This is a genomic window from Helicobacter rappini, from assembly GCF_900198625.1.
In the GTDB taxonomy this organism is placed as follows: domain Bacteria; phylum Campylobacterota; class Campylobacteria; order Campylobacterales; family Helicobacteraceae; genus Helicobacter_A; species Helicobacter_A rappini.
Genome location: NZ_FZPK01000015.1, coordinates 47,669 through 70,637 on the forward strand (window position 1 = coordinate 47,669; position 22,969 = coordinate 70,637).

A 22,969-nucleotide genomic window follows, 5' to 3' on the forward strand; every position below is an offset into this window, starting at 1 on the left:
ATAAATACTAAAGATTTATATCTTACTAAAGCAAAGTTTTAAAATACGCAATAGTCTTTTCTAGCCCCTCTCTTAACTGCACTTTTGGACTAAAATTTAGCTCTTTTTTGGCTAGGGTTATATCTGGTTGGCGTTGCTTTGGGTCATCTTGGGGTAGCGGAAGAAAGACAAGCTTTGATTTAGATTCTGTTAGTTCAAGCACATTTTGTGCGAGCTCTAGCATACTAAACTCGTGCGGATTACCGATATTTACGGGTCCGTAGAATCCATCTCTACTATCCATAAGTGCTATCATTCCGCTAATCAAATCATCGACATAGCAAAAGCTTCGCGTTTGACTCCCATCGCCATAAATGGTAATGTCCTCCCCACGCAACGCTTGAATGATAAAGTTACTCACCACTCGCCCATCATTTGGGTGCATTCTAGGACCATAGGTATTAAAAATCCGCATAACTTTGATGTTTAGATTATGCTGCCTTTGATAGTCAAAAAATAGCGTCTCCGCACATCTCTTGCCCTCATCATAACACGCCCTTATGCCGATAGGATTGACTGAGCCTTTATAAGATTCTACTTGCGGGTGGATTTCAGGATCGCCATAGACTTCGCTTGTGGAAGCCTGCAAAATCTTTGCTTTCACGCGTTTAGCAAGTCCTAGCATATTGATCGCCCCCATTACAGAAGTTTTCGTTGTTTGCACGGGGTCAAACTGATAATGCACCGGGCTTGCTGGACAAGCAAGGTTATAAATCTCATCGACTTCTACATACAGCGGGAAAGTTACATCGTGTCGCATAAACTCAAATCTAGGATTTGATAAAAGGTGGAGAATATTTTGCTTTGTGCCGGTGAAGAGATTATCCACACATAGCACTTCATCGCCGCGATCAAGTAGCCTTTCACATAAATGTGAGCCTAAAAATCCCGCACCGCCGGTTACTAGAATCTTTTTGTTTAGCATTTGTATTCCTTTATAAAAAATGTGGATTTTAGCATAAATATCGCATGGATTAAAAAAGATAACAAGATTTATGCCCACTCAAAGCTATAAAAGCTACAAAGATTCTAAACCTTTATAGAATCTTTTTATGTTGTTTTGTGTATAAAAATATGATACTTAAAACGAGCTTTATTACACTTAACTTGCATCGATATATTCCACATCATCTGGTGGCTGAAATATAAACACACTGCCATCAATCTTTGCATTCATCTTCACACTCTCAAAGCGTATAGTAATGACATTATCAATACTATCAGTATATTTTAGCTCATAAGGCTTAGAATCTTTGATAATCACATAATAGGCAATATCGCCAATTTGTGTTTTATAGCTATCTTTTCCTATCTTTTGCACTCTCTTTAGAATCTGTATGAAATCTACATTTTCTTTTAGATTCCCAATCGTTACTTGTTTTAGCTCTGGTTCGTAGATATAGGCTTGTGTCTTTTCTAAATACACTTCTTTTGCAAGGGGTGCTACATAAAGCCATTTTACCTTATTGTCTGCTGCATAGAGTTTGCCTTTATACACGACGGGTATCGCACCCTTTTCACCCTTAATCTCTTGTGTAAAGTCTGCCTCAATGCTTTTTACATTACGCCATACTTCTTGTTGATTTTGCCCAAATGAAAATGCGCTAAATAAAAGTAATATCATACAAAGTTTTTTCATCATTCTCCCTTACATTGCAATAAAGTATAGATTTGCCTAGATTCTAGAATCTTAGTGTCATATTTAATGGTAAGCAAGTTTTCTTGCAAATTCTCATACCATTCTCTAATGCCTACAAGTGAATTTAGAGATTCTAAATCTTTTAATCCTATCGTATCCATTGGAATGTAGAGTGTTTTGTGAGTTTCAGGATTTTTCACAAGCATAATCACGATAAAAATCCATAGAATCATACTCGCCATAAGTGTGCCAAAAAGCACCCAATGCCATGCAACAATCGCTTCATATTGACTAAAAAAGCCACCTATCATAGCCCCCACAAAGCTCCCACCAAAACCAGCCGCACTAAAATCGCCTATAACACCGCCGCGATTTTTCGCCTTTGCATATTTGCTTATCATGCTTTGCAGTAAGGCTTCTTGCATGGAAAATGCCGCAAAAAAGCATGCAAGTCCAATGGCAAAAATAATAATATTATCAATCCATAATGCCATGCAAAAATATGCGATAAAAAAGATTGCAATGCTTACAAGTAATACTTCTTTTGATTTGCCCTTTTTCTCACTTATCACTGAAGTTGGACCAAGGGCTATAATACCAGCAAACATAGCAGGGACATAAACATACCAAAAATGCGTTTTATCTATATGCTCGTTTAAGATAATAGGCACTAATGCAAAGGTTAAAACCATAAGTAATTTTTCAATAAAGCCACTCAAACTCACCGCAAAAATACTTCTTTTAATCATAGATTCTGAAGCTTTATCCTCATCATGATTTGGATATACATAAGCGATTTTTGGTGTTGGCTTTACAAATACAAAAGTGATAATAAGCGAAATTATAGTAACCACTGCGCTTAAGGCAAAAAGTGAGTTTAGCCCATAATGTGCGCCAAGTATCGAACCTAATATCATGGCGATAACAAAACTTACAAAGATTCCAACGCCCATTAATGCCATAGCACTTGTGCGTTTCTCTTCTTTTACAGAATCTGCAACTAACGCCGTGAGTATCCCGCCAATAGCCCCCATACCTTGCACACATCGCCCAAGTATGAGATAATAAATCGAGCTTTCAAACATGCAAATAATCGTGCCAATAAGAAATATAACAAGCCCTAATATAAGGATAGGTTTGCGACCATAAATATCACTCCAGCGACCAAAAAAGGGCTGACAAATCATCTGTAAAAGATAGGGCGCACCAATCGCCATGCCAACACTCCAAATATTTGCATGAGGCATTGTAGCAATCAATAGGGAAATAACAGGCAATACGATAAAAAGCCCAATAAAACGAAATATCAAAATACTCAAAAATGGTAGAATCTTTATAAACATTAAAACGCCTTATATCTCATTTTATTTTATAAATTTTAGATTCTAAACATAGAATCTTTTACAACAATCTTGACTAAAAGAATAAACCTAACTTAGAATAAATAAGTGAAAATAAACAAAAACTAGTATTGTAGCAAAAAACATACAGCATTTTAATTCTAAATGTAAAAATATAACTTTAGATTGATATAGAATCTTGTGTGTAGTTAATAAGGTATCATAAATGCTTATTAAACATGTTATAATTACTTGAAAATAAAGGGATTGCAATGGGTGTTTATAGGTTTTGTTTATTATCTTTTATATCGTTTCTTGTTTGCATTGTTTTTCCTAGTTGCACCGCGGAGCCAAGCACGGCAAACGCTAGTGATCTTCAGCAACAAGCTATTGATGAGCGATTGAGTGGTTTTGAGCTTGGTGCTTTGCAGTATGCTTGTGATGGTTGTGATTTCTATATGCAAGAAGCTATTGCGAGTAAAAGTGCAGATATGAATGTAGGCAGAGTTGGCGGATCGCGTAGTCAAACCGGTGTGAAAGTTTATATTTTTCATAATAGCTCAATTGATCGTGCATTTTATAAGCTTTTAGATTCTAATATCTTTGCACGCAATATGGATAGAGAGCTAAAAGATTCCCTTATGCGTGCAATCTTAGCAAAAAAGAAAGACTTTAGCGAGCAAAATGGCGTTGATGAAATCGGGCTATATGCCTTTAGCTCACTTTCCTATGCAAAGAGACTAAATAATGATGCCTCATCACCAAAAGCCATGCTAGATTCTGTAGAAATCGTGCAAAAGCAAGATGAATCGCTTCATAGCACAAACTCTCTAGAAGCCTTTATTGTGAATAAAACAATTGTTATTTTGCATTTCTATGGCGAAAATAACTCATGGACAAGGCGTTAAGTATTGCATAAAGTTTTATTAAATCTTGTTTTGATGGGTTTAGATTCCATCCATAAGATTTTCTCAAGGGCTGTTGCCATTGTTTAAAATGTAGAGAAACTACAAGCATGGATTTCAATCATTTTACTACTACTTATTGCTTGATATTTTCTTTATTTTATTTTGAATCTTATCTATGATTTTCCTGCCAATATTCCGCTTTTTTGTTGTTTTTTGACTAGATTCTGTATTTTCTATATTTTGACATTGATTTTGATATTGCTCAAAGGTTAAAAGACTATCTCTCAATATAGAATCTTTTGTAGTTGAAACGCTTTTTCGCTTAGATTCTTCCATAAAATAAAAGAGTGCATTAAACCAATCATCAATATAAAGAATGTTAAAAATATCGGGGAAATTTCGCACACACCAAATATAAAGCTTTTGGTCATCGTCCATAATATTAAAAGACACAAAGGCTTGCAGTGCCTTTTGCATACATTCATTAAAGCTTTTCCACGCTTCTTTTGAGCCATACAAACAGCCGCCAATAAGAAAATTTTCACTCCCCTTTAGCAAAATATGCGGCAATGCCCTATCATCTTTACGCCCCAAACAGAATAGATTGATCTTAGAATCTATGAGTGGGGCTTGTGGGGTGAGAATAAAATCAAACTCATTAGAATCTACAAACATAGCCCCATTAAAGTTATAGCCAAAATCAAGCCATAGAATCTGCTCGTTTAAATAGGGCTTTGTGAGTGGATTATGTAGTGCATCGCACACAAAAAAGGACTTGCAATACATAAGATAGTTATATTCCGGGCTTGTGTGGGGTGGGTGCTCAGGGTCAAATCTATCTGCGGCTTGATTATAATCTTTAAAAACTTTGCGGATAGAATCTAGGGCTTTTGTGTCAAAAGATTCTAAATCTTTATGAATGATTATCGTTTTAGATTCTAATCCATATAAAGATCGCATTGCATAAATTTCAGAATCTATATCTTCATTTGTGTAAATGATGAAGTTATTTTGCAGTTTTGATAAAAAGCTAAAGTATTCAAGGTAGGTTTGTGTTGTGCGTTTTGCTTTGTAGGACTTTGTGCTTTGTGTGGCTAAATCAAGCTTGTAAAAAGCAGTGATGATTGTGGGGGGGGGGGGGAACTAACTTGATGAGTTATTTCAATAATTTTATTCATTTCTATTTCTCACCCTTTCTAAAATATCTGTTATTATCTACACATTAAACCTAAAGTGCATTATATCCCCATCTTGCACGATATATTCTTTCCCCTCAATCCGCATAGCCCCAGCTTCCTTTGCCTTTGCTTCTCCGCCATACTTGATAAAATCTTCATAACTTATACATTCCGCGCGGATAAAGCCCTTTTCAAAATCCTTATGTATCACACTAGCCGCCTTTGGTGCTAAATCCCCACGCCTTATCGTCCAAGCCCGAACTTCTTTTACCCCCGCAGTAAAGTAGCTAATAAGCCCAAGCCGTGAAAACCCCTCTCTAATAATCTGCTCTAGCCCACTCTCACTTGCCCCCAGACTTGCCAAAAACTCCGCCCTTTCACTATCCTCCATTCCTACCATTTCTTCTTCAATCTTCGCACAAAGCTTGATAGCAATGCCCCCATTTTTCTCGGCATATTCACGCACTTTTTTTACATAAAGATTATCAGATTCTAGCCCATCTTCACTCACATTTGCTCCATACATCACTTCCTTATTTGTGAGAAATCGTAGCTCACGATTAAGCGTTATAAACTCTTCACTCTCTTTTTTAGCAAAGGTTTTGACCGGCTTATTAGATTCTAAATGGGCTAAAAGCTCTTGTGCAATAGAGAGTTGTGCGTTTGCACCCTTTTGTGCCTTGCTCTCTTTTTGTAGCTTTTCAATGCGTTTGTTAAGACTTGCCATATCAGCAAAAAGCAGCTCTAGCTCAATAATCTCAATATCGCTAATAGGATCAATCCGCCCTTCCACGTGTGTGATGTTAGAATCTTCAAAGCATCGCACAATATGCAAAATCATATCCGCTTCTTTAATGTTTGCTAAAAACTGATTGCCTAGCCCCTCACCCTTACTCGCCCCTCGCACAAGCCCAGCAATATCCACAAACTCCACGACTGAATGCTGAATCTTTTGGGGATTTACTATCTTTGCTAACTCATCTAGCCTAGAATCTGGCACAGGCACAACCGCCTTATTTGGCTCAATTGTGCAGAATGGATAGTTTGCCGCCTCCGCATTTTGTGCCTTTGTGAGTGCGTTAAAAGTTGTTGATTTACCAACATTTGGAAGCCCAACAATACCAATTGAAAGTCCCATTAATTTACCTTTTTTTGTGTTTTTGCTAAAAAATAAAGGGCCAGATTCTACCATAAAACATACATTTTAATGCTTTTTGGGATATAAATCTAATCTTGATTTAGTGAAAATATATTTAAAAGTATATGACTTTTTGGATTTTATGACCTATGCTTAAACCACACATGGCAAAATAGAATGCCAAATATTTGCATTAACACTCACACGATTAATATAGAGCTAAACTACCCCATCACCTTTTTCTTTTTTTCACTCATTTCGTCAATGTATTGATTGTAGAGTTGAATGTTTTCTTGCATTTTTGGCAAGGCGTTGATTCTAAAGTTTTGTGTATCCTCCATTGCACTTAGCACATCATCAAATGCTTTTTTGAGTTTTTCCATATCAAGCATTGCGTTTGCAGCACCCTGCTGTATAGCTACGCCTTGTTGTTTGAGATTTGCAGCATTTTGTGCGAGTAAATCACTTGTTGTTGCGTTAATATCATTGACTGCTTTTAGCACTCTTTGCTGCTGGTCTAGCCCTTGTGCGGTAATAATTGCGACATTTAGGGCATTAAGCGTTACGCTTTTTGTCCTATCTACGCTATTTGCAAGCTCCTTATTGTTATTGATAAGTGTTTTCATAGCGATTTCACCTTGCGTATGGACTAGGATTTGTTGCTGAAAGTCTGTGATTTTTTGCTTCAATGGAAAAAGGATTTGATTTTGTATTTCTAGGCGTTTTTCTGGGCTAATCTCTTGCGAAGTAACCACCGCATAAATATCCTGCATAGAATCTTGTGTGCTTGTCTGCGTGATGGCTGTGCTAGATTCTGTATTTTGTGGAGTTAGATTCTGTGCGAGTAGTTGTGTGTTTTGTGTAGCTATGTTTTGATTATTTGCCCCTTCAGCCAGTAAAGATTCTATATAGTTATTAGCTTCTAGGGCGAGTTGTAGTTGTGCTTTTATTTTTTCTGCAAGTTCTGCGTTTTTTGTTGCTTCAATCTCTAGGGCAACATTATCTCTTAAAAGGATTTGTTTGCCTTCTTCAAGTTTTTTTATCAGCTCATCAAGCAGGGCTTGATTCTCTTGAAATTTATCAAAATATTTTTGCATAAAATTATTTTTACCAAATAATTTATCAAAAAATGAAAGTTTGAAATTACTTGGATTAATTTCATTTACCGCATTTTTCAACGCACTAAGTGCGTTATAGACAGGCTTATCTGTTGCTTCAAAATTCGCTAGATTTCCACGCACCATTTGACTGATTTGTATGCTTTCATTCTTTTCTTGTTCTGCGAATCTATCAACCATATCACGATTTATTTTATTGCCTTTGATTGCTGATTGTAAATCATTTAAAAGTGTGTTTATTTGTGCCATTGTAGTTCCTTTATTTTAAATAAAATATTTGGATTATAACATATTTAAGCATATTTCCTACAATCTTAATGCGTATATTTTAATTTAGGCTATAATTACACTTTTAGATTCTAAACGACTGAAGGGGAAAACATGCTATTTACATTAAAGACATTGCTACTTTCTAGTGCGATTTTAACACAAGATGACATGGCTTTACAAGCTAGGGTAAATACATTATTATCGCAAAATAGAGTGCAAACCTTACATGATGAAAAGCGTGATAAGGCAGCAAAACTTGTATCGCAAAGCTCGTATGCAAGTGTGATAGAACATAATGAAGATCTTGGATTGGAGTTATTGCGGGAAGCTTGTAATCTTGAATATGGTCGTGCATGTTGGTATTATGCCTATGAAACTGAAGATGAAGCAGATATGTTGCATGCACAAGAAGTGTTACAAAAGTCATGCTTTAGCCCATCAGCAAATAAATATAATGGGGAATCTTGTGCTTATCTTGGCATTATGGTATCGCATAATAAAGCTGATATAACAGAGAGTGAGCAAGAGCTTTATACTCGTGCGTGTAACCTTGGCGATGGCTGGGGCTGCTATCGTTTAGCAAAGGACTTTATCATTGATGAAGATATAGAAAAAGCAAAAGAGATTGAAGAAAAGGCTTTAAGCATTCTTTTGCAAGATTGCAGTAAGGGTGAAGCGGCAAGTTGCTACTTTGCTGGTAGTATGTATGCAGAGAAAGGGAGCGAAGATGACATAGTTAAAGCGCATGAGTTTTATAAGAAGGGCTGTAACCTTGGCGATGGTGACTCGTGTTATGAATTACAAACGAATAAACATGAATAAGACTAGCATGTTTGCATATTTCTGCTTATTGGTGTAAAGGTAATTTCTTGGCGTTATACAAGCGTTTTCTATACTCTTTGCTTGGGGTGTGGTTAAAATTGCTGTAAGTTTATTTTTTAAGGTTTTATAACTTCATACGCCAAGATAGCTTAGAAAATCATGTTTCATTTAAGCATATTTAGTCATTAAAGTCATATTTTCATTTACCCCCATTACATTATAGCTAAACTCATCGCAATCAAATACGCTATGTGCTTTTACGCTCAACTTGCTACGCTTTGCTAACTCTAACCAGCCTTTATAGCCAATATCAATTCTAGCTTCAGTTACATAACCATTGCCTTGCCTTACACTGCGTGGCACAATATAAGCTTTTCCTAAATTCTTATTTAGATTTAGCTTCAATCCTGCTATATCTAAACTTGCTTTTACTATGCTTTGCATACTACAAGCAGATAAATTAGAATCTAATGCAATATTTAATAAACTTGCTTTAAACTTATCCTTACTTGCTTCATTACCACATAAAGCACAAAGTCGCTCTTGTATCTCTTTATTCTCAAGCAAAACCATAACTTCGTTTTTGCGTTGTTGTATCATGTTATTACTCATTTTTAGCTCCTTTCTCTAGCTTTTTTTCTAAGCGATAGATTCTATATTCACAAATACCAACCCAAGCCGCTAAAATCACAATCAAAACAAAATTCAAATCCATAACCAAATCCTTTCAAACTTATGATAGAATACAAACATTGTATAAGTTAATCACCCCCTTTCTTTTGAAATTGGGTTTAAAATGAACGCTTAACCTAATAACTTATACAATGAGACTGCATAAAATACAATCTGCAAAGACAAAGCTATTATTCTAAGAATTTTTAACTTATCCATGCTTACCTCCTACCATATTTTGTAACAAGCTATCTCTAACTTGTTACAATGTTAAAGAAAGGATTATCGACCCCCTTCATCATATTCGTATTACTTATTTTTTGTCTTATGTTCAAGTTTTTCTAACCACAACAATTTTAAGCTAAAAGTATAACCCACAACAATATAAAAATATTTTATTAAATCTAAACTATCACAATGGATTAACTTCTAAAACCCCATTCTTTTTTAAGTGCTTCTAAGGCAGCTTTGTCAATCTCTACACAAAGCATACCTTCTTCATTTAATAGAGAATCCATAATATCTTGCCCTAAACTCACAAAGCTATGTCCGTAAAAATCCCATGTTTGCTCATCACTTGCATGATGTGTGCCTATGCGATTTGCCCTAAACACATAGCAGGAATTTGTAAAAGCATGTGTTGTGAGTAGATTCTGCCAACGCTTTTGTGAAGTAAAGGTGCTTGCACTTGCGACCAACACAACATCAACAGAATCTTTCTTAAACTCCATCCAAAACTCATCAAAATGCGCCTCAAAGCCAAATAAAACACCAAACTTTATACCATTTGCCATGAAAGTCATGGGTAACTTTGGCAGCTTTTTTGTATCATTAGAAAAAAAGTTTGCTTCATTCCAATGTGGATATTGTATCAGTCGCTGTTGTGTGTAGGTGGCAAAGCCATCTTGCGTGATTATTGCCATTTGCTTATAATAGCCCTTGTTTTTATGCTGTATAAAAGGCACGATGAATGTATGCCCATATTCTTTTGAAAATTGTATAAATATATCAAGTTTATTTTTATCTTTAAGGCACGATTCTGGCTTCATCCCCCAATCTTGTGAAAAAAAGTTATCGACAACATATTCTCCAATAAGCACAATGCTGTGTTTTGGTATGCTTTTTATATATGTTGTTACCCGCTCTTTATTCTGTAAATCACCGAGTTGCAATATCGCAACAGATCCGCTAAAATCCTGTATATTTACATCTTTCATGTTTTACCCTTAGATACATTTCAAATATTTATGCAAAAGCGTTAGTGTAACACAAAGCTAAGGATAATAGGCAAATATTGCCATCTTGAATAATTATGGATTGCGTATTTTAGATTCAAATGAATCCTATGTAAAACTTCAAATGCAGTATTAAGATTTCTTAAGCGGGGCTTACAAAACCTAAATTGAGTGATTTAAACGCAGCGACAAGGATTTATTTCTATTTTCTCTTACGCATAAACCACATATATATCAAAGCACATATACACACAAAGCCAAGCACTGCAACTATAATAAGACGCATTTTTGCCTTAATATCTTGCTGTGTAGAATCAAGCTCTCCCCTGCCAAATGTATCCACAATTTCATTAATATCAATCCCACTAAAAGTATCGCCAAGCCAGTATCCAAACCCCGTCAAAATACTCACCCAAATACCAGCCCCAATGAGTGTAAAAATACTAAAACGCACTAAATTCATCTTAGCAAGTCCCGCAGGTAAAGAGATATAATGCCTTACAACAGGGATAAGCCGACCTATAAAAGTGCTAATCTCTCCATGCTTATTGAAAAATTTCTCTGTTGTAACAAGGCTTTTTTCTTTCATAAAAAAGTATTTTCCATATTTTATAACAAAGATTCTACCTATTTTTATAGCTATAAAATAATTACATAATGCACCAGCAAGGCTACCAAAAGTCCCCGCAAGAATGGCTAATACAGGATTCATCTTGCCCTCCCACACGAGATAACCAGCAGGTATCATCACCACTTCACTAGGCAGGGGCAGCACACTTGATTCTATCGCCATGAAAATAAAAATGCCAAAATATCCAAAAGATTCTATAATGTCAAGAATGGTGTGTATAATAGTATGTATCATTATCTCTCTTTGTGCAATCAAACTAAAAATTGCATTATATAGAAACATTTTGTATAATTGCAAATAGGCAAAAACTCTTAATTTAAGGCAGGATATGAACGAACTCTTTCAAGGTGCAATAAAATTTTATGAAGAAGATTATAATAATGAAAAAGCCTTTTTTAAAAGTTTGCAGGAAAATAAACCACACACGCTTTTTATTACCTGTGTAGATTCTAGAATCGATCCAAACAGACTCACGCATTCAAAGCCCGGTGAGCTTTATGTCGTGCGAAATATTGGCAATTTAATACCGCCATTTAAAGATGAAAATAACGAGATGATGGAGGGCTATCTTGCTACCACTTCATCGATTGAATATTCTATTTGTAAGCTTAAAGTGAAAAATATTATTGTATGTGGGCATAGTAATTGTGGGGCATGTGCGGCGGTCTATAATCACGATATGCTAAATGAAATGCCTTATGTAAAAAAATGGCTAGCCCTTCTTAAACCAACGATAGCACAAGTTGAATCCATGCAGCCAGAGAGTGAGCATAAACGCATTTGGCTTACAGAATTGCAAAATATCCAACAACAGCTTCATAATCTTTTAAGCTATCCATTTGTAGAAGAGCGTTTTAATCGCGGGGAATTGCAAATCTATGGTTGGTATTACAACATTATGAATGGACAGATTCTAAACTATAATCTCATCACACGCGAGTTTAAGCCAATCGTTGGGGATAATACACTGAAAAGCGAATAAATAGGTTTTGTTTGACATAATAGTTGCTAATGCCGTGTAGGTAATGTAGGGACTAGAAGCTAAATATAGAGCCTTGTATAGATTAGCTTTAATACTTTTTAAGGATATGGAATCTATCTATAAACGCAAAATACACTTATCTCCCCCTTATTTATCAAAAATAAATTATAATTTTAGATTCATTTGTAAAAGATTCCAAACATAAAAGGGAAAATATGATTACAACAAGATTTGCACCATCGCCAACAGGGCATTTACATATCGGTGGCTTACGCACCGCATTATATAGCTATCTACACGCAAGAGCAAAAAATGGTAAATTTTTATTACGCATAGAAGATACAGACACAGAGAGAAATAGCAAAGAAGCACTTGATGGAATCTTAGAGGCATTTAAATGGGTGGGGCTAGAGTATGATAGTCCTATGCTTTTTCAAAGTGAGCGAACACCAATTTATCAGCAATACGCACAAAAGCTTTTAGATTCTAAACATGCTTATCATTGCTATCTTACAAAAGATGAATTAGCGGCTATGCGGACACAAAATAAGGGGGCAAATCATGCGAATTGTAGTCGTAAATACAGGGATTTTATCGGTGAAGTCCCAAAGGATATAGCCCCTTGTGTGCGTATTAAAGCCCCACTAGAGGGCGTTATTAGCTTTGAAGATGGTGTGAAGGGCAATATTAGCTTTCAGGCAAGTGAGTTAGATGACTTTGTGATTTTACGCAGTGATGGCACGCCCACTTATAACTTTGTCGTTGCTATTGATGATGCACTAAGCGGGATTACAGATATTATACGCGGTGATGATCATATCTCAAACACGCCAAAGCAACTACTTGTATATAAGGCATTGGGCTTTGATATACCAAGATTCTGTCATATCCCCATGATTTGTAATGAGCAGGGTAAAAAGCTAAGTAAAAGAGATGGGGCGTTATCTGTATTAGAATATAGAGATAGCGGGGTCTTGCCAGAGGCTTTGCTGAATTTCTTATTTAAGCTTGGGTATGGGCATGGCGATAAAGAAATCTTTAGTTTGCAAGAAATGATTGAATGCTTTGATCCGCACAGGATTAATAGCAATCCTTCAGGCTGTAACTTCTCAAAGCTATATTGGCTAAATGCAGAATACATTAAGGCAATGGATAATGAAAAGTTAGCACAATTACTTAATATAGAGAATCTACAATCTACAAAATCCAAAACGCCCACTGCGGAAGTATTTTTAGATAATTTCAAGGGTTGTGCAGATTCTTGTGCGAGGAGTTTATTAGACATAAATGACGAAGCACAAAAAGCAAACTCCCTTGAAATTATCAAAAAGACAACGCAGACTCTAGAATCTCTATCAAATGAGAGAAAAAACATACTTTTAAATGAGTTAAAAACGCGTGTAAATGATCTTATAAGCATGAGAAATGCAATCGCACAAATCCTTAATACACCCTTAACACTTGAGAGTGAAAACATGGATAAATCACAACAAGCAAGCTATGATAAAGCCTTGTATAATAAGCTATTCACACAAGATACTAAGGCGATTTTAGAACAAGCCTTAAGTCAATTTATAGATAAATTACAAAATGCAACACTAAATATAGATAGCACAAAATCTCTCATACAAGCACATGCAAATGATATTGCAAATACATTCGCAATAAAACCTAGCATATTTATGCAAGCCCTGCGTCTTGGGCTTTTAGGACAAAAAGGTGGCATTGATTTGGGTGCATGTCTTTGCATTTTAGATAAAGATGAGAGTATTAAAAGGATACAGAATCTAATCGAGTTTGCAAAGCAAAATTAGGTGTATTTATTGTTTTGCTATAAAAATGCAATATAATGAAATCTTTATTATAATAACACGATTGCAATATCATTATTTAAGGAACAATATGACAACAATCACCCCCCCCCCCCCATAGAGATGAAGAAACCTTTAAAGCACGATATATAGGACACAATGTATATCATTTTGGGGAATACTGCAAACACTTTAAATTCAAGCAAACAAAAGAACAAATAAAAAAAGAGCCAAAATGCATAATACATGCACTCTGCATGTATCTTGTGGGAAAAGCACGCAGAAGAAGTGAAGTATCAAGCAAACACTCATACATTAGCTTCAAACAGGTTAAAAAAGATATAAAACAGAATCCATCACAATTCTTTTCAACACTCTCTCAATATGTTGCATGGAAAAAGCATAAACTAGATAAAAAACTTGAAAATATCGCAATGAAATTTATCCGTTCATATTACAAAAAACGCGTAAAACTTGGTAAGGTAGATATACCCTATATTGAGCTTGTATTAACTACAAAATGCACTTTGCGTTGTGAATCTTGCAATAATCTCATGCAATATTTTGATTCAAAAAATCAATACATTTGCACTTATGAAGGCATCAAGCAATCACTAGATAAGTTTTTTGCTGCCATAGATTCTATACATAGTGTTCGTATTATCGGTGGAGAGCCACTATTGTTTAAAGATATTGATAAAGTGATTACATATCTTGGGCGAGAAAGAAAAGTAAGAAGTTTTAATATTGTTACAAATGGCACAAGAATCTTTAATGACAAATCCCTTGCTGCATTAAAAGCTTGTCCTAATGCGATAGTTTGCATATCAGATTACAGCAGATCGCCGAATCTAAAAGTCCCATTGAAGCAAGAAAGCCTTATAGATCAACTAAAAACCCATAAGATTCCATACTATGTAATTTGGACAGATAAGAACTCATCGTGGTGGAATCCGGGCAAAATCTATAAGAGAGGTCGCACAAATGAGGATATCATACGCAATTTTAAAGCCTGCATGATGCCTTGCGTTAGTCTCATGAGTAGTGAAGGCATAAGGCGTGATAGCACAAAAGAGACAATAGAATCTGAAACAAGTATTGCCCCAGATGGTGCTTTGTTTATATGCCCTATTGCAAGTTCTCTTTCTCGTCTTAAAGGTTTGAGAGAATTTCAAGGGGATTTCATTGATCTTTCAGATTCTAATCTTAGACAAAGGATTGTAGAGTTTTACGCACAAAATTTCTTTAAAGCGTGTGATTATTGCCATGATATGTGGCTAGAAAAAGAACATATTCCAATCGCAGTGCAAACAGATTCTATATTAAAACTAGAACCAAATAATACTTAGCATTGTAATGCGCAGAATCTCTTTTTAAAAATGAAACGATAGATTTTTCTAATTTTTTCATAAAGCATAGAATATTGTAAAATAGAATCATCAATAAAGCCTTACACCAAACACTCGTTTTGGGCTGCTTGCACCATCTAGCTTGATTAGCATATCGCCTTTGCCACTAAGCTTTTCAGCGCCACTTTCACCAAGTATCACTCTAGAGTTTTCTGCCTTAGCTACACATAAAGCTATGCGACTAGCACTATTTCGTAAATCGCTACTTAGATTCTTAGAATCTGGATTTTGCATACCAAGTATGATGTGAATCCCTGCTTGACGCACGATAAACATATTTTTTGCAAGTTTTTTCTCAATCTCTTTATTATCCCTAATCACAAAATTTAGCTCTTCAACAAAAACAATCTTATATGTCAAGTCAAGCGATTCTATATCACTTACTTTTGCTGTTACCATACGCTCATTTCGCTCTTTCATCTCTTCTATCAAATCATCTAAAAACTCACACGCTTCTTCACTCTCTGTAATAAGCCTTATTTTATCGCCAAAGATTTGATAATCAATGCCTAGTTTTGGGTCTATCACCACAATTTCTGCTTTATTACTCAATAAAAGAGAACGTATTATGCTTTGCAACAATATCGTTTTTCCACTGCCTGTTTTCCCTGCGACAATTAAATGTGCTTCTTTTACTAAGTCAAAATAAAAGGGCTTTTTCTCTATGTCAAATCCCGCAAAAATAGGCAGTTTATATCCTTGCGATGGCAATAAAGAGAGAGCATTTTCAATCTCTACTTTGCTAGGATAGCTCCACTCAGAATCCTTTTTTTCTACTTCAATATTATAAGTCCTTGCTAAACCCTTACAAGAAGTAATTTTCACATTAGATAATGTAGTCGTTTTATCAAGGTATTTTGCCTGTGTTTCAAAGCTTTGTATTTTAAGCGGGTCTTTTACCTCAACCTTGCAGATTCTATGTCTATAAGAATTGAGTGTTTCTAAATGTGTAAGGGCAATATTATGTTTCGTAAAATAAGATTCTATCTCTGTAAAAAGTGTGGAATCTTGTGTATTTGTAGAATCTGTGCCAGACTGCGTAAAGTCTTCTTTTTGTAAATCAAAGCCTAAATTATCCTTGCACCATTGATAAAAGCAATCATTATTTTTCCACGAGTGATACATCTCAAAAAGTCCCCTTTGTATATTTTTGCCAAGCAAAGCAGTATAAGCCTTATCATCGCTAAACAAGTCAGCCTTTAAATAATCGTGAAATTTCTCTGTAAGCAAAGCCCGATATAAAAGATCCATATCTTCATTTTCGCCTTTATCCTTGCCGCTGAGTTGCTCTAAATGATATTCTTTCCCTCTGCTTCCGCTTAATTGCCTTTCCTGCCAAAGAGTAGAATCTAGTGGCAAAGGCTTTAATCGCAACGCTAAGGCTAGGGCTAAACGCAAGATGAGATATTTTGGAATCTCATTTTCAGACTCAAAGCCTAAGCCCTCTTTTATCACACGATAGATAAGATTTTCTTCAGTTTGATTTGTGTAAAAATCTGCCATATTCACTCCTAAAACAATTCACTAGAATCTTGCACACTTTTAATTTTTGCGTGTCCTCTATCTTCACTATTATCAATCTTATAAAGTCCAGCGATATAGGGCTTTGCATACTCATATTCTTTTAGTCCCATTTCGCCATTATGTGGCAGGACTATCACTTGATGACCTTTAGCATAATAGTTTTGTATAATCCTTTGACGATTTGTAGCATCAATCCTTGCTAGTGGTGTGTCAATAATGAGTGGTATTGTAGAGTGAGATAGCTTACTTAGCGTCCAAAAGATAGCAATAGCTAGAATCTGCTTTTGTCCGCTACTCTGATTTGCTACGCTAATCTCATTACCATCAATATCTTTTAGTGTAATGTCAAAATCCTGCCCCATCCCCACAGATACAATATTATCATTTGGCAATAATGTCTTATAGCTTTCCTTTATACCACGACACAGCTCTTCTCTTAGCGTTTCTATAAGCTGCTCTTTATACTCTGTGATAATATGTTGTAAGGATTCTAAAACTTTAAGCTTTTTGTTAATTCGCTCGGTATTTATCCTTGCATAAAGCAGGGACTTTTCTTTCTCTAAAGATTCTATTTTATTGTTAAGCTCTAGCCGTATTTGCTGCTTTTCTATAAGCTCTTTATTTTTCTGTGCTAACTCCTCTTTATATGCTTTAATATCTTCTTGCAAGTTTTCTTGCTGGATTTTCTTATCTTCATCAATATTTAGCTCATTTAATATATCAACAATAGCTTTTATCTCTTTTTTCAAATCCTTTGCTTCATATATGTCTTTTATAAGTGTAGTATGTTTTGTGTAAGTGATAGAAGTCTCAATGTTATGGATTCTATTGTATGGGATATAGGATTTTGGGAGATTATCAGCATTTATTGTTTGTGGAATCTTATCTAAAATTTCAAGGACAAAATCATATAATCTCTCGATCTTATTCTCATCACTACCTACCTTTTTATGTTGTGCGATAATGTTTTTTAGTAAGTCCCCTTGTGCTTTTTTCACAATCCTATTATAACCACCTATATCATCATTACGCACAGATTCTTGCAAGGTTTGCATATATTGCTGAAGTGATTGTATAAGCTCACTATTAGCTGTGCTTACAACATATTTCAAACTCTCTTTGAGATTATTTTTTGTTTTAGCAAGATTATTTTCAGCATTATCTTTACTGCTAATATGAAGTTTTCTTTCACTATCTGTATTTGCGATAAGTGTGTGCAGTGTAGTTTGGGCTTGTTCTATATTCTCTTGTAGTTCTTGTATTTTAGTGGATAAGGTATGAATGTGTTTTTCTGTAACTTCTAAGTCCTTTTGTGCGTCATCCAACTTTCTTGCATTAGAATCTAGCTGTTCTTTATTCTGCTCATTTTTCTCTTCATTTTCTATTAATTCCTTGCGGGTTTTCTGCATTTGCTCTAATAAGATTTTAATGGGTGTTATTTGTAAAATCACTTCCATTTTCTCTTTTAAGCCTGTGCGTATATTACCTGAAATACTGCCTATCTCTTCGCCATCAAAAAAGAAAAATTCCACAAATAAAGGTGGCAGAATCGTAGCTAATTTATCTTGGGCTTCATCATTTTTATACACCATATCATCAAGCTTTAATGTGAGAATTTCTTGCACATCATTTATTAAAACATTGACAAATCGCCTTTCTATATAGAAACTTTTTCCTTGAAAACTCCCTGAAAATGCTACATAATATTCACTTTGCCCTTCACTTTTAGCATATTTATTAAGAATCCCACTAAAGCCTTGAGTGCCTAATATAAGTGGTTTAGGTGATAATCTTTTTTCTTTCCAAAATTGTGAGATAAGATCTGGGGCTTTTCCCTCATTTAAACCCGTGCCAAGAAAAAGTAGTTTCGCACAACGAATAAAGCTTGTTTTCCCAAAGCCATTATTACCATAAAGGCAATAAAGATTCTTATCATTACTCTGCCTAAATGTAACGCTTACCTTTCCATAATAGGCAAAAAGATTGCAAATACTGACCTCTTCTATAAACATTCTTGCTCCTCTTTTGTGCTTTTATCATTCAGCAGTTTTTCAATCTCTTCTTTTATTTTTGCTGGTGCGCTATTTACTCCCCTTCGTCCGTAAGTATTGCAAATATCAAGGCTTTTTTGCACCAAAGACTTCACATCTTCAAGCCCTACTTCTGTGTTTTCAGCATTTGCCACAATATCTTCTAGAATCTCTTCGTGCAAAATCTTTTGCTTTTTATCTTGCATACAAACTCCTTTCTTATTAAATTTCATCGCTATTTGCAATGCGGTGTTTTCAAAGTCAAAGTCCTTGTCCCATTCCTTTTGTATCTCTAGAATCTGGGCAGAATTAATGAGTTCTTTCTCTCCACCAAGACTTAGAAATTCTTTTTCAGTTTCTAAAAGCTTTGTAAAAATCTCTATGCGTGTTTTGCTTAAAAATGGTCCAAGCCCTCCATTTTTATACACCGCTCTGCCGTCCCTTTTATAATCTGCTCTAGCTAATTTATCTTCTCTTAAACGCTTTATATAGTTTCTAAAATCATTCAGCGGCTTTAAATGATTTTCCCCTGTATCTATAAAGCCTTGCAAGGATTTATCCTCACTCACCACAGTGCAAACCCAGCAGCCAAACCTACTCCCACCACAACTACTTTGAGCTAAATGCGTGATAAACTGACACTCATCGCCACTTGCCTTTGCATAGAGTTTAAAAAGCTCACTATGATCCTTGTCCCATAAGGGCTTATGTGTGCTTAAATACGCCCATACATCATCAGTGCTCCATTTGCTAAGGGGTGCATAAGTCATTGTATTTGGAAAATCATCGTGTTTTGAGAAGCCTTGATTGTTTAGAATCCGCTTTTGCATAGACTTTTTTCTATTTGTAGATTCTTGCTCTCTTGTGCCTAAAACAAGCAGGGCAGAACCAGCCTGTTTTGTTATATTTGCGACTTCTATTCTACTTGGCGTGATTTTTAACCTGTCAGTACACCAGCGAAATGTCCTTGTGGGACTTGGATAGCCTTTGCCGATAAGATTTACCCAAAAGTCATCTTGCAAACTTGGCGAGACTTGCAAAATGCTAAATGGAATATCATTGTTTTTTGCGTGAGTGTTTATAGAATCTAGCACATTATGTAAGAATGTATCAATATGTGGGGCTTCTACAAGCGTATTTGAGGCAATAGCATAGCTTTGCCTTTGTAAATGCTTTGGCAAACTTACAAGCATTTCATAAAATAACTGCAAAATACAAGTAGAATCTTTCCCACCACTAAAAGCGATAATCCACGCACGAGTCGTGCTTAAAAACTGCCTTTTTAACTCATTTTTTGTTTGCGTGATAATGTCATTTAGCGATGTTTCTTTTATATGTTTATTCGCTGTATTCTCAACAAAGCTAAACCCAAAGTCATATAGCTCCATAACCCCAGATTCTAAGTAATACACTTCTTTAAAGGGATAGTGTGTATTCTCTAATAACGCTAGAGAAAGCTTTGCAAATTCCTTTGCCCTTTTGGCTGAAAAGCAGAGAAATAAAAGCGGCTTACTAATGGGGGGGGGGGGGGAAGATAAGTTAAAATCGTTAGTTGTGTTAGAATCTTGTAGATTAAAATTTTCTTGAATAAAGATAGAGATAGAATCTTTTGTCGCTAAATTTATAGAATCTTTTAAATGTGCGACATTATAAGTAGTAGTCGCTCTTGTATCAATGAGAGTGAAAGTAGCATATTGCTTTGCAAAAGATTCTATATTTAAAGCTAATATATCCAAACTTCACACTCCTACACTAAGAATACTCAATCAACTTCTCTTGCAAAAATATTGGCATTATAGCAAGAATATTTATATACGATACAATATTTTGCAGCTTTTATGTAAGAATTAAATAAAGCAATAATTGTGTAATTTGTTTGAAAAATAGAAGTATTGTTTGGGCTTCAAAATAACATGACATTTTTTACACAATGCAGACTTGCTTAGAATTCTTGCATAATAATAATATGGAATCTTAGCGATACACTTATGACAAAAGAATGGGTTATTCTATCTATTGCGACTATCTGCAATAATGTCCCTCTCTGATAGAATCGGTTTTGTTGTGGGCCAATTAATGCCTATTTTCTCATCATTCCATGCGTATGTAAATTGATCTTGTGCATCTAGGTATTCCCCATCATAGGCAAGTTTATAATAATAAACTGCATGATTTGAACTTACATAATATGAATTTCCCATATTTGGCGGTATTAAAATAATTTGTTGATTGTTTTCATTAATGATAAACTTTTCCCACTTAAGATAGGTTTGTGAATCTTTCCTGCAATCTACCACAACTTGATGTACTTCGCCATACACGCAGGTAACTAGCTTATATGTTTTCACATCTCCATGTATGCCACGCAAAACATTATGACATGAAGTAATGATCTTATCATGTTTGAATCTTATATTATTTGGTATTAATTTGCCTATATGTTCTTCTGTAAAAATACTTCAAATCTCACCGCGTAAATCTCTAAATTTATTTGGCGTAATAATATATACGCCTTGCAAAAGTTTAGATTCTGCTATATCAAATTCTATTGCCATTTTATGCACTCCTTGCAAAGCGAAGTGCTGGATTAAAATGCTTATTGTTTATAGAATCATTAACAACAGAATGTTTGATATAGGAGTTTAAAGGGTTAGTTACCCCCCCCCCCCGTCTATCACTGCTTTTAATAAATGCAAGGAATCTGTAATATCTACTTGATGATTCCCTACAAAAAAGCCATTATTATGCAAGTGTTTTGCATTTTTTAAAGAGCCATGTATCTCATAGTCAAAATAGCTTAACACCTCATTTTGTGTAAAATCACCCGCCACAATGGGTCGATACTCGATATTGTTTTTATCTAATTGTTGCAATATATCCTCTCGTTGTATCATAGAATCTGGGCGAATAATCAAAGAGAAGCCAAACCAAGAGCTAAGTCCAATTTGCTTTTGAATGATAAAATCGGGGTGATTTTGAAAGTATTTGCAAAAAAGTTCTGCATTTTTTCTTCTATACTCTAAGAAAGTGGGAAGTTTTTTTAATTGTATGATGCCAATAGCCCTTTAAGCTCGGTGCTGTCTATATTCTCTTTTTGCTTTGCAATTCTTGCATTACCTATTTTTGCTGTTATAAGATTGTCTTTAAACTCTATAACCTTGTTTGCAAAGTTATCAAATAATGCAAGTTTGCTAAATTCACTTGATAATTTGGCTTTATATGCGTATTGGAATTTATCATATATGTTTTTATAATCTACATATTCTTTAAATCTTTCTACTTTACCGCTTATAATCCCTTTATCGCTTTTATACATGATTTCTACTTCATGTTCTTTTATGTTTGCATTAAAGGATATTTCTCCACTTTTTTTACTGCCTACTTTGATTAAGTTTTTAAGGCTGTAAAAATCAAGGTTTAATTCGTTGCATTCTAATTGGCTATTATTACAATGCACTTTAATTAGCACTTTGCTATCTGTAAAAATTACATATTCTTTTGTGATATGTAAGGCTTTCATCTTGCTAAATTCGTTTTTGCTTACTTTACATTTAAGAATTGCTGTTGGTATAAAAATTTGCATGTTTTAATCCTTTCTTGTTGTTTTCATATTTTGCAAAAAATTTACTATTTCGATAGCTGTATCATGGTAAAAATATCCAAAATCATTTATTGAATGCCATTTAAAGTTATCTTTGTCTTTTATTGTTTCTCCTTTATATGTAAAGTAAAATAGTCCCGCCTTATAATCATAGTAGGTTCTTAACTTGCTTTTTTCAAAGATAACTTCCTTTATACCTTTATAAAAGCTACTTAACTTTTTTCTTTCTTTTATAAAATACTCTATGTCTTTAATTAACCTGTCTCTTGCTTTTTTGTCTAATCTTTCTTTGTAGCATATACCCATCTGTTAATCCTTTCCTTTTAATTTGCTTCTTTAAGCTCGTTTAATATGCTTATAAAGTTTGTATAAACATATTTACTCATTTTCTTATGTGCCTTGATTAATTCTGTTTGCAATACAATACTATTGAGATAGATTTCTCGCATGATTGGATTTTTAAAACTCTTTACACTCTCTTGCATTCTCTCTTTAAATGCTTGTATAATTTCGTTTTCTTGTTGCCTTTTTGTCAATTTTTGCATATGTTTATCCTTTCCTTTTTAAACATTTATTTATTTTTAATTACTATTAATTTAACTCTTTAATAATAATTAAAAAA

At 34.7% G+C, this 22,969-nt stretch carries 20 protein-coding genes and 2 pseudogenes; 5 read left to right on the top strand and 17 right to left on the bottom strand.

The window, feature by feature from the left end; translation table 11 throughout:
- Positions 1-25: 25 nt before the first annotated feature.
- The 3 genes from C6H17_RS03985 to C6H17_RS03995 all read right to left on the bottom strand — a co-directional run bounded on the left by C6H17_RS03985 (position 26) and on the right by C6H17_RS03995 (position 3,021).
- On the bottom strand, positions 26-964 hold the full coding sequence (locus C6H17_RS03985) for a UDP-glucuronic acid decarboxylase family protein (protein WP_005219421.1): 939 nt from the start codon (positions 962-964) through the stop codon (positions 26-28).
- Between the two features lie 177 nt (positions 965-1,141).
- Positions 1,142-1,678: a LolA-like outer membrane lipoprotein chaperone gene (gene lolA / locus C6H17_RS03990; protein WP_020995556.1), complete on the bottom strand. Its 537-nt coding sequence runs from the start codon at positions 1,676-1,678 to the stop codon at positions 1,142-1,144.
- A complete protein-coding gene (locus tag C6H17_RS03995; RefSeq protein ID WP_005219426.1) occupies positions 1,678-3,021 on the bottom strand; it encodes an MFS transporter in 1,344 nt (447 codons plus the stop codon). Before C6H17_RS03995 ends, lolA begins: the two co-directional genes overlap by 1 nt.
- 269 nt (positions 3,022-3,290) lie before the next feature.
- Between C6H17_RS03995 and C6H17_RS04000 the strand changes: the two genes are divergently transcribed.
- Positions 3,291-3,926 (top strand): hypothetical protein, encoded by a 636-nt coding sequence (locus C6H17_RS04000; RefSeq protein ID WP_005219428.1) that lies wholly within the window; start codon positions 3,291-3,293, stop codon positions 3,924-3,926.
- A gap of 129 nt (positions 3,927-4,055) precedes the next feature.
- Here the strand turns inward: C6H17_RS04000 and C6H17_RS04005 are convergent, their stop codons facing one another.
- The 3 genes from C6H17_RS04005 to C6H17_RS04015 all read right to left on the bottom strand — a co-directional run bounded on the left by C6H17_RS04005 (position 4,056) and on the right by C6H17_RS04015 (position 7,609).
- Positions 4,056-5,051, bottom strand: a complete 996-nt coding sequence (locus C6H17_RS04005; RefSeq protein ID WP_104731353.1) for a WlaTC/HtrL family glycosyltransferase — start codon at positions 5,049-5,051, stop codon at positions 4,056-4,058.
- A gap of 90 nt (positions 5,052-5,141) precedes the next feature.
- The gene (ychF, locus tag C6H17_RS04010) at positions 5,142-6,242 is read right to left on the bottom strand and encodes a redox-regulated ATPase YchF (protein WP_005219432.1); all 1,101 of its coding nucleotides are present in this window, start codon (positions 6,240-6,242) and stop codon (positions 5,142-5,144) included.
- 224 nt (positions 6,243-6,466) lie between these two features.
- Positions 6,467-7,609 carry a toxic anion resistance protein gene (locus tag C6H17_RS04015; RefSeq protein WP_005219433.1) on the bottom strand — a complete coding sequence of 381 codons (1,143 nt, stop codon included), beginning with the start codon at positions 7,607-7,609 and terminating at the stop codon, positions 6,467-6,469.
- A 132-nt stretch (positions 7,610-7,741) separates the two neighbouring features.
- Between C6H17_RS04015 and C6H17_RS04020 the strand changes: the two genes are divergently transcribed.
- Positions 7,742-8,452 carry a tetratricopeptide repeat protein gene (locus C6H17_RS04020; RefSeq protein ID WP_005219434.1) on the top strand — a complete coding sequence of 237 codons (711 nt, stop codon included), beginning with the start codon at positions 7,742-7,744 and terminating at the stop codon, positions 8,450-8,452.
- 168 nt (positions 8,453-8,620) lie between these two features.
- On the opposite strand, the gene C6H17_RS04025 is transcribed toward C6H17_RS04020, so the two are convergent.
- From C6H17_RS04025 to C6H17_RS04035, 3 genes are all read right to left on the bottom strand, one after another.
- The gene (locus C6H17_RS04025) at positions 8,621-9,064 is read right to left on the bottom strand and encodes a recombinase RecT (protein WP_005219435.1); all 444 of its coding nucleotides are present in this window, start codon (positions 9,062-9,064) and stop codon (positions 8,621-8,623) included.
- Between the two features lie 482 nt (positions 9,065-9,546).
- Positions 9,547-10,341: a carbon-nitrogen hydrolase family protein gene (locus C6H17_RS04030; RefSeq protein WP_005219436.1), complete on the bottom strand. Its 795-nt coding sequence runs from the start codon at positions 10,339-10,341 to the stop codon at positions 9,547-9,549.
- Between the two features lie 220 nt (positions 10,342-10,561).
- Positions 10,562-11,224 carry a DedA family protein gene (locus C6H17_RS04035; protein WP_005219437.1) on the bottom strand — a complete coding sequence of 221 codons (663 nt, stop codon included), beginning with the start codon at positions 11,222-11,224 and terminating at the stop codon, positions 10,562-10,564.
- A gap of 94 nt (positions 11,225-11,318) precedes the next feature.
- On the opposite strand from C6H17_RS04035, the gene C6H17_RS04040 reads away from it, so the two are divergent.
- The 3 genes from C6H17_RS04040 (at position 11,319) to C6H17_RS04050 (ending at position 15,132) form a co-directional block, all read left to right on the top strand.
- Entirely contained in the window at positions 11,319-11,972 is a 654-nt protein-coding gene (locus C6H17_RS04040) for a carbonic anhydrase (protein WP_005219438.1), read from the top strand.
- A 215-nt stretch (positions 11,973-12,187) separates the two neighbouring features.
- Positions 12,188-13,786: a glutamate--tRNA ligase gene (gene gltX / locus C6H17_RS04045; RefSeq protein WP_005219440.1), complete on the top strand. Its 1,599-nt coding sequence runs from the start codon at positions 12,188-12,190 to the stop codon at positions 13,784-13,786.
- 254 nt (positions 13,787-14,040) lie between these two features.
- Positions 14,041-15,132 carry a radical SAM protein gene (locus C6H17_RS04050; RefSeq protein ID WP_005219442.1) on the top strand — a complete coding sequence of 364 codons (1,092 nt, stop codon included), beginning with the start codon at positions 14,041-14,043 and terminating at the stop codon, positions 15,130-15,132.
- Between the two features lie 90 nt (positions 15,133-15,222).
- On the opposite strand, the gene C6H17_RS04055 is transcribed toward C6H17_RS04050, so the two are convergent.
- The 8 genes and pseudogenes from C6H17_RS04055 to C6H17_RS04090 form a co-directional block, all read right to left on the bottom strand.
- Complete coding sequence (locus C6H17_RS04055) at positions 15,223-16,695, bottom strand: FtsK/SpoIIIE domain-containing protein (protein WP_020995560.1); 1,473 nt, start codon at positions 16,693-16,695, stop codon at positions 15,223-15,225.
- A gap of 8 nt (positions 16,696-16,703) precedes the next feature.
- Positions 16,704-18,728, bottom strand: coding sequence for an AAA family ATPase (locus tag C6H17_RS04060; RefSeq protein ID WP_005219445.1), 2,025 nt, complete (start codon positions 18,726-18,728; stop codon positions 16,704-16,706).
- On the bottom strand, positions 18,719-20,482 hold the full coding sequence (dndC, locus tag C6H17_RS04065) for a DNA phosphorothioation system sulfurtransferase DndC (RefSeq protein ID WP_104731354.1): 1,764 nt from the start codon (positions 20,480-20,482) through the stop codon (positions 18,719-18,721). Before dndC ends, C6H17_RS04060 begins: the two co-directional genes overlap by 10 nt.
- A gap of 273 nt (positions 20,483-20,755) precedes the next feature.
- Positions 20,756-21,301, bottom strand: a pseudogene (locus C6H17_RS04070) (dTDP-4-dehydrorhamnose 3,5-epimerase family protein).
- A 99-nt stretch (positions 21,302-21,400) separates the two neighbouring features.
- Positions 21,401-21,808: pseudogene (locus C6H17_RS04075) on the bottom strand (DegT/DnrJ/EryC1/StrS family aminotransferase); the annotation flags it as partial.
- Positions 21,787-22,329, bottom strand: a complete 543-nt coding sequence (locus C6H17_RS04080) for a hypothetical protein (protein ID WP_199768857.1) — start codon at positions 22,327-22,329, stop codon at positions 21,787-21,789. The gene C6H17_RS04080 and the pseudogene C6H17_RS04075, both read right to left, overlap by 22 nt.
- Before the next feature lie 3 nt (positions 22,330-22,332).
- The gene (locus C6H17_RS04085) at positions 22,333-22,653 is read right to left on the bottom strand and encodes a hypothetical protein (RefSeq protein ID WP_005220144.1); all 321 of its coding nucleotides are present in this window, start codon (positions 22,651-22,653) and stop codon (positions 22,333-22,335) included.
- Positions 22,654-22,670: 17 nt separating this feature from the next.
- The gene (locus C6H17_RS04090; RefSeq protein WP_005220143.1) at positions 22,671-22,892 is read right to left on the bottom strand and encodes a hypothetical protein; all 222 of its coding nucleotides are present in this window, start codon (positions 22,890-22,892) and stop codon (positions 22,671-22,673) included.
- Positions 22,893-22,969 lie beyond the last annotated feature (77 nt).

Coding starts and splice junctions, on each gene's coding strand:
- C6H17_RS03985 (WP_005219421.1), bottom strand. CDS start 964: ATGCTAAACAAAAAGATTCTAGTAACCGGCGGTGCGGGATTTTTAGGC.
- lolA (WP_020995556.1), bottom strand. CDS start 1,678: ATGAAAAAACTTTGTATGATATTACTTTTATTTAGCGCATTTTCATTT.
- C6H17_RS03995 (WP_005219426.1), bottom strand. CDS start 3,021: ATGTTTATAAAGATTCTACCATTTTTGAGTATTTTGATATTTCGTTTT.
- C6H17_RS04000 (WP_005219428.1), top strand. CDS start 3,291: ATGGGTGTTTATAGGTTTTGTTTATTATCTTTTATATCGTTTCTTGTT.
- ychF (WP_005219432.1), bottom strand. CDS start 6,242: ATGGGACTTTCAATTGGTATTGTTGGGCTTCCAAATGTTGGTAAATCA.
- C6H17_RS04015 (WP_005219433.1), bottom strand. CDS start 7,609: ATGGCACAAATAAACACACTTTTAAATGATTTACAATCAGCAATCAAA.
- C6H17_RS04020 (WP_005219434.1), top strand. CDS start 7,742: ATGCTATTTACATTAAAGACATTGCTACTTTCTAGTGCGATTTTAACA.
- C6H17_RS04025 (WP_005219435.1), bottom strand. CDS start 9,064: ATGAGTAATAACATGATACAACAACGCAAAAACGAAGTTATGGTTTTG.
- C6H17_RS04030 (WP_005219436.1), bottom strand. CDS start 10,341: ATGAAAGATGTAAATATACAGGATTTTAGCGGATCTGTTGCGATATTG.
- C6H17_RS04035 (WP_005219437.1), bottom strand. CDS start 11,224: ATGATACATACTATTATACACACCATTCTTGACATTATAGAATCTTTT.
- C6H17_RS04040 (WP_005219438.1), top strand. CDS start 11,319: ATGAACGAACTCTTTCAAGGTGCAATAAAATTTTATGAAGAAGATTAT.
- gltX (WP_005219440.1), top strand. CDS start 12,188: ATGATTACAACAAGATTTGCACCATCGCCAACAGGGCATTTACATATC.
- C6H17_RS04050 (WP_005219442.1), top strand. CDS start 14,041: ATGTATCTTGTGGGAAAAGCACGCAGAAGAAGTGAAGTATCAAGCAAA.
- C6H17_RS04055 (WP_020995560.1), bottom strand. CDS start 16,695: ATGGCAGATTTTTACACAAATCAAACTGAAGAAAATCTTATCTATCGT.
- C6H17_RS04060 (WP_005219445.1), bottom strand. CDS start 18,728: ATGTTTATAGAAGAGGTCAGTATTTGCAATCTTTTTGCCTATTATGGA.
- C6H17_RS04080 (WP_199768857.1), bottom strand. CDS start 22,329: ATGCAAATTTTTATACCAACAGCAATTCTTAAATGTAAAGTAAGCAAA.
- C6H17_RS04085 (WP_005220144.1), bottom strand. CDS start 22,653: ATGGGTATATGCTACAAAGAAAGATTAGACAAAAAAGCAAGAGACAGG.
- C6H17_RS04090 (WP_005220143.1), bottom strand. CDS start 22,892: ATGCAAAAATTGACAAAAAGGCAACAAGAAAACGAAATTATACAAGCA.